Genomic DNA, 16,453 nt, shown 5'->3' with positions numbered 1-16,453 from the left:
TAACCACATAAGTTGAAAAGTAGTCATACTGTTTATTTTGTTCATAAAATTTACGGCCATTATCGACTCAAGGGACTATGTTCAGGGAAGCATGTAGAATACAATAAAATCAGCGTCCCGCGGATGAGAAGTTTTTGCATGGAGGTAATTGAATGCGATTACAAACGAGATTGATTTTGTTAATTGGAACTTTGCTATTTATTATTATCATTGCACTTACCTTCAGCTTTGAGAGAATACTAGTGACGACGCTGCAGAAAAATGTAGGTGCATCAGCTCTGAAAATTGCGAAGACAGTAGCGTTGATGGACGTCATTAGACATGCCTTTGAAGAGGAGAATCCTTCAGCCATCATTCAACCCATCGTTGAGAAAATTAGAATGGAAACAGACGCTGAGTACATCGTCATTGGGAATAAAGAGGGAATTCGATATGCGCATCCGCTGCCGGACCGAATCGGGAAAGAAATGGTCGGCGGTGACAATGGGCCTGTGCTGAATGGAGAATCGATCATTTCAGAGGCCGTTGGTTCGATGGGCCCCTCCTTGCGGGGAAAAACTCCCATTTATAATGATCAGAATGAAGTTATAGGCATTGTATCAGTGGGTATTTTATTAAAAGACATTGAACAATCGGCAGTGACTTACCGTAATGCGATGATTATTTTTGCAGCCATTGCGCTGATGGTTGGATCTGGCGGAGCCATTGTTATTGCTAATAGCGTGAAACGATCGATCCACGGTCTAGAGCCTGAGGAAATCGGCTTGTTGTATCAGGAGAAGAGAGCTATTTTGGAAACGATCCATGAAGGCATAATTGCCGTTGATACAGAGGGAACGATTACCCTTGTCAATCAAACGGCTTTGAAGCTGATCGATCCGCTCGAGCAAATGGAGATTACGGGGCAGCATGTGCGGGATGTCATTCCAGAATCGCGGCTAATGGAGGTTATTAAATCAGGGCAATCGGAAATCGATCAAGAAATGACCATTAACGAAAGCAGTGTAGTCGTCAATCGCTTGCCGATATTTGATCATCAGCACCGGGTCGTAGGGGCGGTTTCCAGCTTTCGCAACAAATCCGAGCTGCTTCGATTAACGGAGGAGCTGACGCAGGTGAAGCGATATACCGAGGCATTGCGTTCACAAACGCATGAATACTCCAATAAGCTGTATACGATTTATGGGCTAATCCAGCTGGAGTCGTATCAAGAAGCGATGGATATTATTACACATGAAACCGATGTTCATCAAAATCTGATCCATTTCCTCTTGCAGGAAATTCCCGATCCTATTATTGGCGGCATACTAATTGGCAAGTTCAATCGTGCGAATGAGCTTAAGGTGAAGCTTGAGATTGATTCCAAGAGCACCTTCAAAACGATCCCCGATGATCTAAACCGCAATCACCTGGTAACGATTATCGGCAATTTAATTGACAATGCGCTGGATGCTGTTCTTGAGAAAAATGTTGAGAATCGAACCGTGAAGGTGTTTCTGTCCGACGTAGGCAAAGCTATTACGATCATTATCGAAGATAATGGGAGCGGCATTAAGGAGGATGTCGCAGAGCGGCTGTTTGAGCTCGGTTTCTCCACGAAAAATGAGGATCATCGGGGTTATGGGCTAGTAATTGTTACGCAGGCGATACAACAGTTAAGGGGTCATATCCGTTTTGAATCGCGTCCGCAGGAAGGGACGATCTTTACCGTTGTGATTCCAAAAGAAAAGGGGAAAGATATATGATACGAGTGGTCATAATCGAGGACGACCTTCGAATTGCACAAATCAATCGACGCTTTCTAGAGAAGATAGAGGGCTTCGAAGTCGTTGGAATTGCAACAGATAAGCAGCTGGCGCATGAGCATTTAGATATTTTGGCTCCGGATTTAGTGCTGCTTGATTTATATTTTCCCGATATGAGCGGACTTGACCTGCTTCACTACATACAGAAAAACAACCCGTTAACAGATGTCATTATTATTACGGCCGCCAAGGAATTTGAAACGGTTCGTGAAGCCATTCGCGGCGGGGTATATGATTTTATGATCAAGCCGGTTGTATTTGAACGTTTTCAAGAGAAGCTGAAGTCTTATCAAAAATATCATAATCAAATGGCACTGCTCGGCGGCTCAAATAAACAAGTGGATCAAGAGGGGATTGATCAGCTGCTGTGGGGGGTAAATGATCGTACGGATAAGGATTCTTATTTGCCAAAAGGCATCGATAAGATAACGAATGAGAAAATACTCTCCTTCATTCAGGCAGGTCCTGAAGTATTAACGGCGGAGGAGCTTGGGAAAAAGGCTGGTTTCAGCCGTACGACCGCTCGGCGTTACTTGGAGTATTATGTGGCCAAGGGTGAATTAATAGCTGATATTTCTTATGGAACCGTTGGAAGGCCGGAGCGGGTTTACAAAAGAAAAGAGCAAATATGAGGCTGCCATACTTAGTTTTTCGAGAGGACAATGGATAATAAAAATAGCCCATTAATGAGGAGCAGCGCACCAAAGATAAGGCCGGTTTTATTCTTTTTTATAAATTCCATTCGAACACCTCGCCACTTTTTTTTACTACATATAATTATCTCGTTTTTGGGCTCATTTTTCCACCTTTTTTTTGGTAAAAATGAAGCGAATATTAAGTTTGTGACAGAAAAAATGCGTGCTTTTGYGCCTAAGCCTATGTTTATTCCGCTTTAAGGTTCACTATTTGTAGAAATTTGTATTTGGAGCAGCAATTGTTATAAAATTGATTGGGAGAGGCGATAAGGAACTGCCTGCTGCCAATGCACTTTTTTCTATGTAAAATTGCCGTAAAGAAGAGGTAATATTCAGGTTTTGTAGAATAATGTATGGATCATACATTTTTTTTGGAACTTGCATGTCGAATAGGCGTATTGTTGGTTAGTAGGTTCAGAATCGCTGTATTTGGATATTTTTTTAGTAGTGAACCTTATGGAAAGGGGGTGCAAATACAATGGCTATCTCTCTCGTAAAAGGTCAAAAGGTAGATTTAACGAAAGGCAATGCTGGTCTCAGCAAAGTTATCGTTGGTTTAGGCTGGGACCCGGCTCAAACTAAAGGCGGTTTTTTCGGAATGAAAAAAGCGGCTAACGTTGACTGTGACGCATCGGCATTATTGCTTGATGAAAACGGTAAGCTAAGTGGCGAGAAAAATCTCGTTTGTTTCTACAACAAGCAAAGCGGATGCAGCTCGGTCGTTCATACGGGTGATAATATTACTGGTGAGGGCGATGGCGATGATGAGCAAATCATCGTGCAGCTTGATCGTGTTCCTGCTAATATTCACAAAATCCTTTGCGTAGTTAACATTTACGAATGTGAATCCAGACGACAAGATTTTGGTATGATCAAATCTGCCTTTATTCGTATCGTCAATCCTGCGAACAATCAAGAACTGATTCGCTTTAACTTGACGGATGATTACTCAGGCAAAACGGCTCTAGTCGTAGGTGAGCTTTACAGACACAATGGTGAATGGAAGTTTAATGCAATTGGGGAAGGCACTCATGCTGCCCATGTTGATATCCTTGCACGTCAATACCAATAAATTTATGTGAGAAAASAGGGCTTTTAAAATGGCAATCAGCTTATCCAAAGGACAAAAAATCGATCTCACGAAAACAAACCCAGGTCTTACAAAGATTACAGTAGGTCTAGGCTGGGATACTAATAAATATGACGGCGGAAAAGACTTTGACCTTGATGCTTCTGTATTTTGCTTGAATGCACAAGGCAAAGCAGGTTCTGAATCTGATTTCATTTTCTACAATAACCCAAAAAACACAAACGGTTCAGTTGTTCACACAGGTGACAACCGCACAGGCGCAGGCGATGGCGATGATGAGCAAGTAAATGTTGATCTTTCTGCCGTTCCAGCTGAAACAGACAAAATCGCATTTTGCATCACGATTCATGATGGCGCAGAACGCAGCCAAAACTTTGGACAAGTATCCAACGCATTCGTTCGTATCGTGGACGAGCAAAGCGGCACAGAACTTATCCGTTATGATCTTGGAGAAGATTTCTCTGTAGAAACAGCAGTAATCGTTGGTGAACTATATCGTCATTCCGGAGAGTGGAAATTCAGCGCAATCGGAAGCGGCTTCCAAGACGGCCTAGGCGGTCTTGCTCGCAATTTTGGTCTTTCTGCTAGCTAGTCATACTTATCTACCCGTAAAGGGTCGCCAGTGGCGGCCCTTTTTTAAAATATAAGAATTAATAAGTAAGTGAACAGCGGAAAGTCGCAGCAGATATCAAAACGGTCTAGTAGGCCTTTGCACTGACTTTGGCGTTCAAACCTAGTCAATTCAAGGAGGAATAGAACGATGTCTATAAATCTTTCCAAAGGTCAACGCATTGATCTTACAAAAACAAACCCAGGCCTTACGAAGGTTGTTCTCGGTCTAGGCTGGGATACGAACAAATATTCAGGCGGCGGAGAAATTGACCTTGATGCAAGCGCGTTTTTGCTTCATCAGGATGGCAAAGCCAAGGACGAGAAGGACTTTGTATTCTACAATGCGCTGATTGCTTATAACGGCGCTGTTGAGCATACAGGCGATAATCGTACCGGTGAGGGTGAAGGTGACGACGAGCAAATCAAAATTGATTTCCAAAAAGTCCCTCCGCACATTCAGCGAATTGGAATTAGCGTTACGATTCATGATGCCGAGTCCAGGCTGCAAAACTTTGGTCAAGTATCCAATGCCTTTGTTCGTCTAGTAGACGAGTCTTCTGGAAGAGAAGTGCTGCGCTATGATCTAGGAGAAGATTTCTCCGTTGAAACAGCGATTGTCTTCTGCGAGCTGTACCGACATGATGCCGATTGGAAGTTCCAAGCGGTAGGTTCAGGTTTCTCGGGCGGACTAGCAGCGCTTTGTCGTAATTACGGGCTTACGGTTTAATTCATCTGGCGTATAGGGTGGCAGTTTGAGGGTTTGTCACCCTATTCTATTATTACCGAAGGGCGGTTTAAGCATGGAGCTGGCATTAATGAAAGGTCAAAAAGCGGATATTACCAAAAATAATCCTTCCATAAAAAACCTTCTAGTTGGCATGGGATGGAACACTGCAGCAGGTGTAGATGTCGATTTTTCGGCTTTTCTATTACGAGCGAATGGAAAAACAGCTGGAGACCAAGATTTGATTTTTTACAGCAATCCTAAGGATGTCAGCGGTTCTATTCAACTGGCAAGCGGCAATAAACGAAGTTTTGCAGGGAAAACGGATACCGAACAAGTATTGATCGCGATTAGCGATGTGCCTCAAACGATTGAACGTATTTCATTTACTTTAACCATTTATGATGGGGAAGCGAAGAGACAAAATTTTTCTAGCGTGAATGATGCCTACATCCGGGTTATTGACGAAGGAACAGGACGCGAAATTTTGCGGTATGATCTTGGAAAAAATTTCTCTATTGAGACTGCGATAGTCGTAGGAGATTTATATAGATATAATGGCGAATGGAAATTTAATGCCATTGGGTCTGGATATTCAGGCGGTCTTGCTGCACTCTGCAATAGCTTTGGTATTGAAGTAAAGGCAGACGCTCCAGCTGAGGCGCCAACTCCAGCACCAGTGAAAGCTCCACTTATTCCACCTAAACCTCCCGCACCAATCGTACCAGAACCAAGCAGTCCGCCAATAAGCCTTAGCAAAATCTCGCTTACCAAACGCGGTGATGTCATTAATTTACAAAAAGGTGCCGGATCACTTGGTGAGATTGTCGTTAATTTGAACTGGAATCAGAAAAAAGCCTCCACTGGTTTTTTTGGCCGTTCAAGCAGCGGTGTAGATTTAGATGTCGGATGTTTGTATGAATTGAAAAATGGTATGAAAGGTTCTGTTCAAGCGCTAGGCAACAGCTTCGGAGATTTTTCGCGAGCGCCGTACGTTTCGCTTGACGGGGATGACCGAACCGGCTCTATTACAACGGGTGAAAATCTTAGAATCAACGGTAATAAAGTTTCTGAGATTAAGAGAATCGTCATATACGCATACATCTATGAAGGAGCTACGAACTGGGCGGAGGCTGCTGGTATTGTTACCATCACACAAACAGGCGGGCCTGATATAGAGGTGCGGATGGACGAGCATAATAATCGCAAGGGTATGTGTGCGATTGCGATGATCGAGAATGTAAATGATCAAACCTTCAGCATTCAGCGGCTCGTGCAATATTTCTCAGGCCATAAAGAGCTTGACGAGGCTTATCGCTGGGGTCTCAGATGGGTACAAGGAAGCAAATAAAGAAAAATGCGGAGGTTTAAGAGATGGTCGACTTTTTTCAAAATGTAATAGCCAACTTCGGGAGCTTCTTTCACTGGGACAACTTGTCACAAGTTCTCACCAACCCGACAAACTGGGGAATAATTGCAACACTCGTTCTTTTGGAAGGCTTGTTATCGGCAGATAATGCGCTAGTACTAGCGGTTATGGTTAAGCATTTGCCGAAAGACCAGCAGAAAAAGGCGTTGTTCTACGGTATTATTGGTGCCTATATCTTCCGATTTATCGCAATCGGAGTAGGTGTTTATCTCGTACAAATTACATGGATTAAAGTAGCGGGCGGATTGTATCTGTTATGGATTGCGTTAAGCAATCTATTCCATCTGGAATTCAAGCTTGCTCGTGTCGGCAACATTCCATTAATTCCTTACATCGGCAAGAAGGGTAACGACGATGATGCTGAAGTTCAAAATAAAGGCTACGGCTTCTGGCGTACAGTGCTTGCTGTTGAAATTATGGATATCGCGTTCAGTATCGACAGCGTACTAGCTGCATTCGGCGTGAGTGAAGAGGTATGGGTTCTGTTCCTCGGCGGTATTCTCGGCGTTCTGATGATGCGTGGCGTTGCTCAGGTATTCCTCAAGTTGATTGACAAGTTCCCTGAGCTTGAGAAAGCGGCGTTTATTCTAATTATCGTAATCGCAGCAAAAATGATTGGCGGAGCTTATGGCTTGCATGTGCCGCACGCTTTGTTCTTCGGTTTAATTATAGCTGTATTCGGTGGTACCCTTCTTTACAGCGCAGCACGTAAGAAAAGAGAATCAAAAGCGGTTTAGATTCGATAATACTCTGTTTATGAAAAATATCCCTCAATGGATCGCGAGGGATATTTTTTCACTCTCAGATTGCTTTACACAACTTTTAGGAGGGATCACTTTGAGGTATTTTAACTATCTTACCAATGAAGAAGAGCAAAATTTCTTTTACTCCCTTCCAACTCAGTTCAATAATTATGCTGACAAAGAAGTTATTGCTCACGCGATTGGTGCGGCGCTCTATATGCCTGCCACCAAGGATAACATAGCAGATGATTTGGTAACCGGAAAACACGAAGGACTCGTGTCTATGGTGATAGACCTTGAAGATGCAGTAGGTGATAATCAAATCGAATTTGCCGAAGAGACGTTGAAGGCAACGTTGATTAAGATTGGCCGTTACATTTCGATTGGTTTGCTCCATGCCGACGATATTCCGCTTATGTTTATAAGAGTACGCTCTGTTGAACAGATTAAACGACTGCTCTCATTTTTCGGTGAAGAGATTGAATATATTACAGGAATCGTGTTTCCGAAGTTCAACGTGGAGACTGGCGGTGAGTATTTAAAGCTGCTGCATGAATACAACAAGAACAAACGCTCAACAAGCTCCACGTTATACGGCATGCCTATTTTGGAAAGCTCTGACGTCATTTATCGCGAGAAAAGAATGGAAACGCTAATGGGCATTTCCCAGCTGCTGAATGAATACAAGGCCTATGTACTGAATGTTCGTATTGGAGCAACAGATTTTTCGAGTTTATTTGGGCTTCGAAGAAGTCCGGATCATACGATCTACGACATCGGCGTCATTCGTGATTGTATTGCGGATATCGTAAATGTTTTTGGACGGATGGATAATCATTATGTGATCTCCGGTCCCGTATGGGAGTACTTTAAGAGTGATCGCGTATTTAAGCCCCAGCTCAGACAAACGCCTTTTGAGGAAAGCATGGGAAGACACGGACGGATTTTGCGTATGGATTATATTAATAAGTATGTGGACGGGCTTATTCGCGAGGTCGCAATGGACAAGGAAAATGGGATAATTGGCAAAACCATTATCCATCCTACCCACATTAAGCCTGTACAGTCGATGCTTGTGGTGACGCATGAGGAGTATATGGATGCCCTGCACATTATGGAAAATGAACAAGGCGATTTGGGTGTGATGAAGAGCCGTTATTCGAACAAAATGAATGAGTTTAAGCCGCATATGACATGGGCCAAACGAATATTGTTCAGATCAGACATTTATGGGGTGCTAAATGAAAACCAAAACTTCACCTGCTTGCTCGCAGAAGAACGAGAATCAGCAATCGTTTAATATTATTGGAGATTTAGAGATTACCATTGAGGTTACGAGTAATTCGTTTCATATACCGCTTGAGCAGCTTTTTCAAATGGCAGCCCGAATTAATAAAAAACGCAGTTTTTTATTCGTAAGCAAGGTGCTTGGCAAGCATATTCCTGTTCGCCCGCATGTGTCCTTATTATCGGGTGCGGCACTTGGGCTTTTGTATCAGCAGTTTAAAGGTGAGAAGCTTCCTATCCAGATGGAGCAGCTGCTGCATGCCTTTGAATCTCCTGAGGCAGCAGGTGAAATCTATGAACAGATGAAGCAAAATAAAATGATTATAGATGAAAAAACGCTGTTTATCGGTTTTGCGGAAACGGCAACAGCGCTTGGACACAGCATGTTCGATATGTTCGAGGGTAATGCGTCTTTCTTGCACACCACGCGGGAAAAAATTGACTATATGACGTCCTGCATCGATTTTGAGGAAGAGCATTCCCATGCGACTACTCATCGCTGCTATGCTGACAATCCAGCTGTATTCGAGAATGCAGAAACGATTGTGCTGGTCGATGATGAGATGACGACCGGGAAAACGGCCATCAATATAATTCTCGATTTGAATGCAAGGTATGGGAAGAAAACATATATTGTTGCTAGTTTGCTTGATTGGCGTTCAAACGAGGATATGGAACGTTTTGATGAGCTGGAGCAAGAGCTTGGCATATCGGTGAACTGCTTATCGCTTGTAGCGGGGCGGATATCTGTTAAGGGTACCCCTATTCAAAATGCTGACAAAACAGCAGAGTTACAAACAAATGAGTCGGAGCCTGCCATTAATGTTCTCTATGTGAACAATCGGTTTGCTAACCTTCCCTCATTAAATCGAGAAGTTTCCTACCTGAAGCATACTGGCCGCTTCGGATTGACGGCTGAAGAAAGCTTAGTGCTTGACGCAGAAGTAGGACAGGCGGCGGCGTTCCTCCGAGAACATAGAACGGGCAGTAAGGTGCTTTGCATGGGAACCGGCGAATTTATGTTCATTCCTATGCGCGTAGCAGCAGAACTAGGCGATGATGTTTGGTATCAATCGAGTACAAGAAGCCCCATTCATCCGGATTCCAGTTCACAGTATGCGGTGAATACAGCTTATCCCTTTATTTCCCCTGAACATGCTGACGTCATGAATTTTATGTACAACATACCGAATGGCTATTATGATGAGATGTTTTTGTTTATGGAGCGCGAGGTTGCAGGAGCGCAAATGGAGGAGCTTAATAAGGTTCTTCTCTCCTTAGGAATCCAGCGTGTTCATATCGTGTATTTCAGTCGGAAAAGGCTTGCCGATCCAGCTCCTATCGGGAGCTATAAGCAGGAGGATGTTACATTTCTGCTAAAAGACCTTAGCGATATTTCGTTAGAGCAGCGAACGGAGGACCGGGAAGCGGCCATGCAAACAGGCGGCCACTATTCGGAAAGCTTGCCGATTGAATATCAGCCTACTGATGAATATATACAATTGTTTCAAAACACACTCAGTGATTCGGCCATTCGAATCGCAAGAGCAGTTGGAACGGTTTCCGAGCGAATCATTCAAAAAAATGGATTTGATGTTGTGCTTGCATCCTTAGCGCGAGGCGGTACGCCAATTGGAGTATTAATTAAGCGATATATCAAGCACATGTATGGTATTGAGGTTCCGCATTATAGCCTTTCCATTATTAGAGGCAAGGGCATTGATGAGAATGCGCTGCTGTATATCAATCAGAACCATCCGCATAAACGCGTGCAATTTGTAGATGGCTGGACGGGCAAAGGTGCAATTGCCAAAGTGCTCATAGCAGCTTGCAGCCAGATGAAGCAAAAATACGGCATTGAATTGAATGATGAGCTTTCGGTGCTCGCAGACCCCGGCTATTGTGCAAGTACGTTCGGGACAAGAGAGGATTTCCTCATTCCAAGCGCTTGCCTTAATTCAACGGTGTCAGGTTTAGTCAGCCGGACTGTATTGCGGAGCGATCTTATTGGCGCCGATGATTTCCATGGTGCAAAGTATTATAAGGAGTGGGAGAGCTCTGATCTGTCTCAATTATTTGTGGACACGATTTCTGCTTATTTTGATCAGACAGCGGATGACTCCAAAGCGGAAGCTCTTCAAATGGAAGCAAATCCTGCGGAAAATGAAATGACTTGGCAAGGGATGCAGGATATTGCTCGTATCCAAACTGATTTTGCAATCACTGATATTAATTTCATCAAGCCTGGCGTAGGTGAAACGACTCGTGTTCTTCTGCGCAGAGTCCCTTGGAAAATCCTCGTTGATCGTCTTGATAATCCTAACTTGAAGCATATACTGCTGCTGGCTAAGGACCGTGGTGTACCTGTGGAGGAATATCCAAACATGACCTATTCCTGCTGCGGAATTATTAAGGCTTTGAAGGGGGAGACGGAATGATCTTTGCGAGCGATTTGGACCAAACCTTAATTTATTCCGTAAGATCCAAGGGCGAGATAGAGCTTGAGGAAATGGTACCCGTTGAGCGTTATGAGGAAAGATATATTTCTTATATGACAAAGCCGGCGATTCAGAAGCTGCAAGAGCTTGTCAGCATTATGCGATTTGTTCCTGTGACGACGCGAATTCCGGAGCAATACAACCGCATCTTCGCGATAAGAGAACAGTTCCGTCCTGAATATGTGATCGTCAGCAACGGCGGTACCGTTCTCCGTAACGGAGAAATTGATCAGGAGTGGCATAGCTTCGTTCGTGAAGCTGTGAGGGAGCATTGTGCTGAGCATACGGAAATTGCGAGCCTGTTTGCGGAAATTGCTTCTACCCACTGGGTGAAGTCGACGGATCTTTGTGATGAGCTATTTTATTCCATTAAGGTAGAGAGAGATCAGCTGCCGCATGAAACGTTGGAGGAGCTAAAGCCGAAGCTTGCTTCGCTTGGCTGGAGCTACTCACTTCAAGGCCGTAAAATATATTTGGTTCCAGAGAAGGTAAGCAAGGGTGCGGCCATCCAGTATGTGAAAGAGAAGCTCGCTTCAAATTTCGTATATGCGGCCGGCGACAGCCTGCTCGACGAGAGTCTGCTGTTAGCAGCTGATTATGCCATATCGCCTGTACATGGTGAACTTGGACGATCCTATTCGGCACATCCACATATTCAATTTACACAAGCAAGAGGCGCGCTTGCCTCGGAAGAACTGCTAGACTCCATCTTAGAGCATGCACGAAGATTATAAATGCAATCGCAAAAATATATCTAATCAGATGGAAGAAGGTTTTTATACATGACACGAGTTTATATGAATCGTTGGTTTTCGGTAGCTTACCATTACATTAATATGATTCGGAACAATCCAGACGGCGAGTCGTTTGAGTTTTTTGGCACGCACCCGGATATTAATCATATGTCCTTGCTTGCATCCGATCATATCGGAACAGAGCCCGCTGTTTTTGGTCGCGAATATGTAGATTTCTGTGTAGATTTCTGCAAAAGAAACCAAATTGATATTTTCATTCCTCGTTTGCATATGGAGGAAATATCAAGATTTGTTCATTTGTTTGATGAGATCGGAACAAAGGTCATGGTATGCCGTGATATCGAATTGCTGGACTCCATGATTGAGAAGGATAAATTTTACGAAGCGCTACAAGGAAAAGATCTCGTGACGATTCCAGACTATCGTGTCGTAAATACAGCAGAACAGTTTAAGCAAGCTTATGAGGAGCTCACAGCTGCTGGTCATAAGGTGTGCTTTAAGCCAACGAAGTCAGAAGGCGGCATGGGTTTCCGGATTATTGATAATGAACGGGACCCGCTGCGTGACCTGTATGGCTATGTAACCCTTTCTACAACGTTTGAGCAAGCTTATGAAACGTTGTCATTAACGGAGCATTTTGACACGCTGATGGTGATGGAGCTGCTCGACGGTACGGAGTATAGTATCGATTGTGTGGCATCTGCTGAGGGTGAACTCATTACAGCTATTCCTCGCCGCAAATCAACGGGCAGGACTTATCTATTGGAGGATACGCCGGAGCTGCTGGCGATTGCAGATCGTATTGCGACAAGCCTTCGCATTCCTTATGCCTTTAATATTCAGGTGCGTTACAACAATGGCATACCGAAATTGCTGGAGATCAACCCGCGGATGTCTGGCGGCCTTTATATTACCTGCTTGTCTGGCGTAAATATGCCTTATTTGGCCGTTCAAGCGCTGCAAGGAAAAACGATTGATCCACCTGATCCGAAGTTTGGTATACAAGCGGGTTATGTAGAGCAGCCTTTGATCATGGAAATGAACAGAGTAGAATAACCGAAGAAAGGGGCGAGAGCCCCTTTTTTTTCATATTGTGCTCATTAATTTGGCTCAACATCCTTTTTTTATTTTTTAAAATTGACTTCTATGTACCAATAACGAGATAATTGTAGGAAGAAGACGAGCATAAAGATTAGGTTCAGAAAGCTCATATGGAGGTGTAGCAATGAATGCATTGAAAAAAAACGCAGCCATCGCGATTGGCGTTTATGCAGTCGCATTAGTTGTTAATGGGATTACCTCCCCATATATAGCTATGGCGGTTCCTGTGTTCGGTTTGTTAATCGCATTATCATGGAAGCAGCGTCCAAGGAAAGAAGTTAATCAGCCAACACGCGAGCCAGAGCTGCAGCAAAATACGCAAAACCCGCCCATACAACAACCCAATGCAGTTTCAACTGCTCAAGCATCATTGGCCTCAAAGCCAGCTCCTGCAGCTGTCATTCCGCCGCAGGTTCTAGATCCTGAGCTTGCTTCTGCATTAGAATACATCGGAATCATTGAAGATATGATTTTACTCGAAGGCGAGAAAAATAATTTAGACGATGAAATTGTTCAGAAGACGCTCGCATTGCTGTCGCGGCTAAACCGACTAATTCCGGATTTAATGGCGTTAGGAGACTCAAGCATTAATCACAACATTTTGCGATTGGTGCGAAAGGATTTAAATTCGACCATTAATCCATTTCTTCGGCTCAGCGGCGAAGCGAAACGCCAGAATAGGCGGCTTTTACTTGATGGCATTAAGGATGTAGATTCCAAGCTTACTTTTTATACGAAGACGCTTGAGCAAAAGGATCTTATGGAGCTTCATACAAAGGCTGAGTTAATTCAGCAGCGTTATCGACTTACTGACTAATGAAGGGGGAAATGAACAATGGCGCAACAACTCGTACAATTAAAAAATGAAGATATTCAGAAGCTGGAGCAAGAAGTGCAGAACACGATGCAGAAGGTAGCGACAACCGATGCTATGCATCTGGATACACTAATGGATGAGATTACGAAAAAAGGCCAGAAGACGCTTGAGCGCTCAAGCCAGACGCTTACGATGCTCGAGAGACCGCTGTCGGATCTCATGTCAGGCAAACGGTCTGAGGTAGCAAACAACATGCTTAAGCTTCGCAGCGAGGTTGAGGATTTGAGCAAAAGCAAGCAGCTCTCGCTCGTGCAGAAGCTGCTTCGGAAAGCACCGATGAAGGCTTATATTTATAAATATCAATCTGCAAAGTCTAACGTGCAGGTGATCGTCAAATCGCTCAGAGACGGCCGCGACAACTTGGAAGAGAACGTCATTCACATGAGAAACTTGAAGCGCAGCAGTCTAGACAATGTATACGACCTGCAGCTGCTTGTCGAATATGGTAATCGTCTCAAAAAAATGTTCGAAGAGGAAATTGCTAAGCCTGAGAACGAGCACCGGAAAACCTATTTGGAGCGCGGGCTTCGAAAGGTTGTAACGAAGCTTCAAACGTATACGGAAATGATCATGCTTTATCAGCAAGCCATTGCCGCAACGGATATTATTAATGATACAAATGATAAGCTAATGGATGCGCTGGACAGCTCGATTGATAAAACCCAGCATCTCATGTCGGTGTCAGTCTTGATTGCCAGTGCGATTGATGACCAGATGAAGGCAATAGAAGCAGTCAATTCAACGAACGAAATGTTAGGCAATCAATTTGCTGAGAATGCGCGTCTTTTGAATGAAACGAGCGAGCGAGCTAATCAAGCATTAACGAAGCCGGCTATGAGCATGGAGCTTGTGGAGCGGGCAATGTCGGATCTCTTCTCCGCGATGGACAAGTACGAGAACTCCAATCGACAAATTATTCAAACGGTATCCCAGCAAACGGAAAAAATGACGCAAATTAATCAAAAGGTTGGACAACGCTTAGGCATTCAAGCGGGTTCTGGAGCTAGCCAGGCGGAGCTTCCTTCTTCAGCAGCCAAAGGATTTTTGGAGTGAATCAAAAAAGCATAATTAGCAGGACGAGCTCTCCAAGGGCTCGTTTTTTTGCGTTTTTTGAGAAGAAATGACGGATGTCCTACAAGTAATGGCTCATAAAGCATAGAGAAACAGCATAGTCTTAAAGAAAAAACGAGGTGATCATGCTATGATTGGCGAAATTGCCATAGCTGCACTCATTGTCGTCTTAATTGTTGTTGCCAGCTTTGAACGGGCGGAGGATATTTTGAAAGATTTTTAAGCATCGCTGTTTGTGTTCACCTCTGATTTGGTATAATAGGATGAATTATACTGGCTGATCGGAGGTGTTCCAATTGGAGTTTACCTATGAAATTATTTCGGAGTCAAATATTAATGTACGGTTCATCTATGGCGGTGAGTGGTTTACTTTTAATCTGTTCAATCGAGACCAGCAATGGGTCCTTCATCCTTTTGATTCCTCTTTGATTCGCAATAAAGATATGAGCAGGCTTGTCATAGCAGATTTGATCCAGCATAAACCTTTTCAAGTGATGTTGGCGAAAGAAGGCATTCTTCTTTCCGAGCTGAATACATCCATTCCGCTTGGACAGCAGGAGGAGACAGAGGTGGAGTACGAAGCGCTTCCTCGTATAGGGCGCGGTGGTTCGGACCTGATCTTTGACGAACAGCGTTCTTCCAAGCCAGAAGAAATCAATATCGAACAGTTAATTGACGAAAATGACCTGGAGGATCTTATTCGACTCGAGGTACAAATGATTGAATCGCGTCAAAATCTTTATAATCAAATATTGCACCGAATGTTCATGGCTGATCTAGGTCCAACCGACCCGGAATTCCAGAAAATTCAACAAATTGTCAAAACATATGGGGAAGCGAAAACAAGGCTCCAAACGATACAATAACGGAGTCACTTCCTGTATAATAGAAGCACTGAATGGTTCTGGAGGAGATTAGGTTGGCACAGCTTTATTACAAATATGGAACAATGAACAGCGGTAAATCTTTCGAAATCATTAAAGTGGCTCACAATTATGAAGAGCAAGGCAAGCAGGTTCTTATTTATTCACCATCGGTAAGTGCAAGAGGCGGTGTGGATCGTGTAGGTTCTCGTGTAGGGTTCGAGCGGGAGTCCATTCCGGTTCAAGAGGATACGAACCTTTTTGAAAGTGTGAAAAGCTTCGTTGCAGGAGCTGCACCATCCAAAATTTATTGCGTACTCGTGGATGAGGCGCAGTTTTTGAAGAAACATCATATTTTGGAGCTTACACAAGTCGTGGATGAGCTTAACATCCCTGTTATGGCGTTTGGGCTCAAAAACGATTTTCAAAATCAATTATTTGAGGGCAGCTATAACTTGCTCGTGCAGGCGGATAAAATTGAAGAGATTAAAACCATTTGCTGGTTCTGTGATCGGAAAGCAACGATGGTTATACGCTATAATGACGGACAGCCGATGAATGCAGGTGCGCAAATCCAGATTGGCGGCAACGAGGATTATAAGCCTGTATGCAGACGCTGCTATAACGAAGCTTTTCGCAATGCGTAAGCAGAGGTAATAACAATACAAAAGAACCTCCAGATCCACTGTTGCAGTGGCTTTGGAGGTTCTTTTGTTTGGTTTGCTATTAAAGACTGAATTCACTTGGATTAAGTCCAAGGGTATTGCAGATGTCACGCACAGCAGCTTGTTCCTTCATATCGAAATCGCCGTCTGCTGCTCCGATTGCGCTGCACACACCAACGATTACACGRGCAACGTCTGGTTTGCTGCGGAATTTGGCAATCGCTTTAAGCGCCTCTTG

General features: G+C 43.8%; 16 protein-coding genes and 1 pseudogene. 16 read left to right on the top strand and 1 reads right to left on the bottom strand.

Going from position 1 to position 16,453, the window contains the following annotated elements; translation table 11 throughout:
* Positions 1-152 precede the first annotated feature (152 nt).
* The 16 genes and pseudogenes from AC1DSE_RS07760 (at position 153) to AC1DSE_RS07685 (ending at position 16,197) form a co-directional block, all read left to right on the top strand.
* Positions 153-1,745, top strand: a complete 1,593-nt coding sequence (locus AC1DSE_RS07760) for an ATP-binding protein (protein WP_477509940.1) — start codon at positions 153-155, stop codon at positions 1,743-1,745.
* Positions 1,742-2,437: a response regulator gene (locus AC1DSE_RS07755; protein WP_441912023.1), complete on the top strand. Its 696-nt coding sequence runs from the start codon at positions 1,742-1,744 to the stop codon at positions 2,435-2,437. The genes AC1DSE_RS07760 and AC1DSE_RS07755 overlap by 4 nt, the downstream gene beginning before the upstream one ends.
* A 541-nt stretch (positions 2,438-2,978) precedes the next feature.
* Positions 2,979-3,572 carry a TerD family protein gene (locus tag AC1DSE_RS07750; RefSeq protein WP_076267380.1) on the top strand — a complete coding sequence of 198 codons (594 nt, stop codon included), beginning with the start codon at positions 2,979-2,981 and terminating at the stop codon, positions 3,570-3,572.
* A 28-nt stretch (positions 3,573-3,600) separates the two neighbouring features.
* The gene (locus AC1DSE_RS07745) at positions 3,601-4,182 is read left to right on the top strand and encodes a TerD family protein (RefSeq protein WP_441885048.1); all 582 of its coding nucleotides are present in this window, start codon (positions 3,601-3,603) and stop codon (positions 4,180-4,182) included.
* Positions 4,183-4,350: 168 nt separating this feature from the next.
* The gene (locus AC1DSE_RS07740; RefSeq protein ID WP_076267378.1) at positions 4,351-4,929 is read left to right on the top strand and encodes a TerD family protein; all 579 of its coding nucleotides are present in this window, start codon (positions 4,351-4,353) and stop codon (positions 4,927-4,929) included.
* Between the two features lie 73 nt (positions 4,930-5,002).
* Positions 5,003-6,277 (top strand): TerD family protein, encoded by a 1,275-nt coding sequence (locus AC1DSE_RS07735; protein ID WP_477509939.1) that lies wholly within the window; start codon positions 5,003-5,005, stop codon positions 6,275-6,277.
* 23 nt (positions 6,278-6,300) lie between these two features.
* The gene (locus tag AC1DSE_RS07730) at positions 6,301-7,092 is read left to right on the top strand and encodes a TerC family protein (protein ID WP_076267376.1); all 792 of its coding nucleotides are present in this window, start codon (positions 6,301-6,303) and stop codon (positions 7,090-7,092) included.
* Positions 7,093-7,192: 100 nt separating this feature from the next.
* Positions 7,193-8,398, top strand: coding sequence for an HpcH/HpaI aldolase/citrate lyase family protein (locus tag AC1DSE_RS07725; RefSeq protein WP_477527551.1), 1,206 nt, complete (start codon positions 7,193-7,195; stop codon positions 8,396-8,398).
* Positions 8,340-9,641 (top strand): annotated as a pseudogene (locus AC1DSE_RS07720) (phosphoribosyltransferase family protein); the annotation flags it as partial. The gene AC1DSE_RS07725 and the pseudogene AC1DSE_RS07720, both read left to right, overlap by 59 nt.
* Before the next feature lie 27 nt (positions 9,642-9,668).
* Positions 9,669-10,823 carry a cysteine protease StiP family protein gene (locus AC1DSE_RS07715; RefSeq protein WP_477527557.1) on the top strand — a complete coding sequence of 385 codons (1,155 nt, stop codon included), beginning with the start codon at positions 9,669-9,671 and terminating at the stop codon, positions 10,821-10,823.
* Positions 10,820-11,617, top strand: a complete 798-nt coding sequence (locus AC1DSE_RS07710; RefSeq protein WP_477509938.1) for an HAD family hydrolase — start codon at positions 10,820-10,822, stop codon at positions 11,615-11,617. Before AC1DSE_RS07715 ends, AC1DSE_RS07710 begins: the two co-directional genes overlap by 4 nt.
* A 48-nt stretch (positions 11,618-11,665) precedes the next feature.
* Positions 11,666-12,694 carry an ATP-grasp domain-containing protein gene (locus AC1DSE_RS07705; RefSeq protein ID WP_477527550.1) on the top strand — a complete coding sequence of 343 codons (1,029 nt, stop codon included), beginning with the start codon at positions 11,666-11,668 and terminating at the stop codon, positions 12,692-12,694.
* 169 nt (positions 12,695-12,863) lie between these two features.
* Positions 12,864-13,556: a hypothetical protein gene (locus AC1DSE_RS07700; RefSeq protein ID WP_477509936.1), complete on the top strand. Its 693-nt coding sequence runs from the start codon at positions 12,864-12,866 to the stop codon at positions 13,554-13,556.
* An 18-nt stretch (positions 13,557-13,574) separates the two neighbouring features.
* Positions 13,575-14,669, top strand: a complete 1,095-nt coding sequence (locus AC1DSE_RS07695) for a toxic anion resistance protein (RefSeq protein ID WP_339205088.1) — start codon at positions 13,575-13,577, stop codon at positions 14,667-14,669.
* A gap of 314 nt (positions 14,670-14,983) precedes the next feature.
* A complete protein-coding gene (locus AC1DSE_RS07690) occupies positions 14,984-15,553 on the top strand; it encodes a hypothetical protein (protein WP_477509935.1) in 570 nt (189 codons plus the stop codon).
* A 53-nt stretch (positions 15,554-15,606) separates the two neighbouring features.
* Entirely contained in the window at positions 15,607-16,197 is a 591-nt protein-coding gene (locus AC1DSE_RS07685; protein WP_339205085.1) for a thymidine kinase, read from the top strand.
* A 79-nt stretch (positions 16,198-16,276) separates the two neighbouring features.
* Here AC1DSE_RS07685 and AC1DSE_RS07680 read toward each other — a convergent pair.
* Positions 16,277-16,453, bottom strand: a 177-nt coding sequence (locus AC1DSE_RS07680) for a TerB family tellurite resistance protein (RefSeq protein ID WP_477527556.1), incomplete at its 5' end; no start/stop codon positions are given.

The organism is Paenibacillus sp. 01L418, from assembly GCF_056400045.1.
The sequence above is the reverse complement of the archived record's forward strand: the minus strand, read 5'-3'. Positions and strand labels throughout refer to the sequence as shown.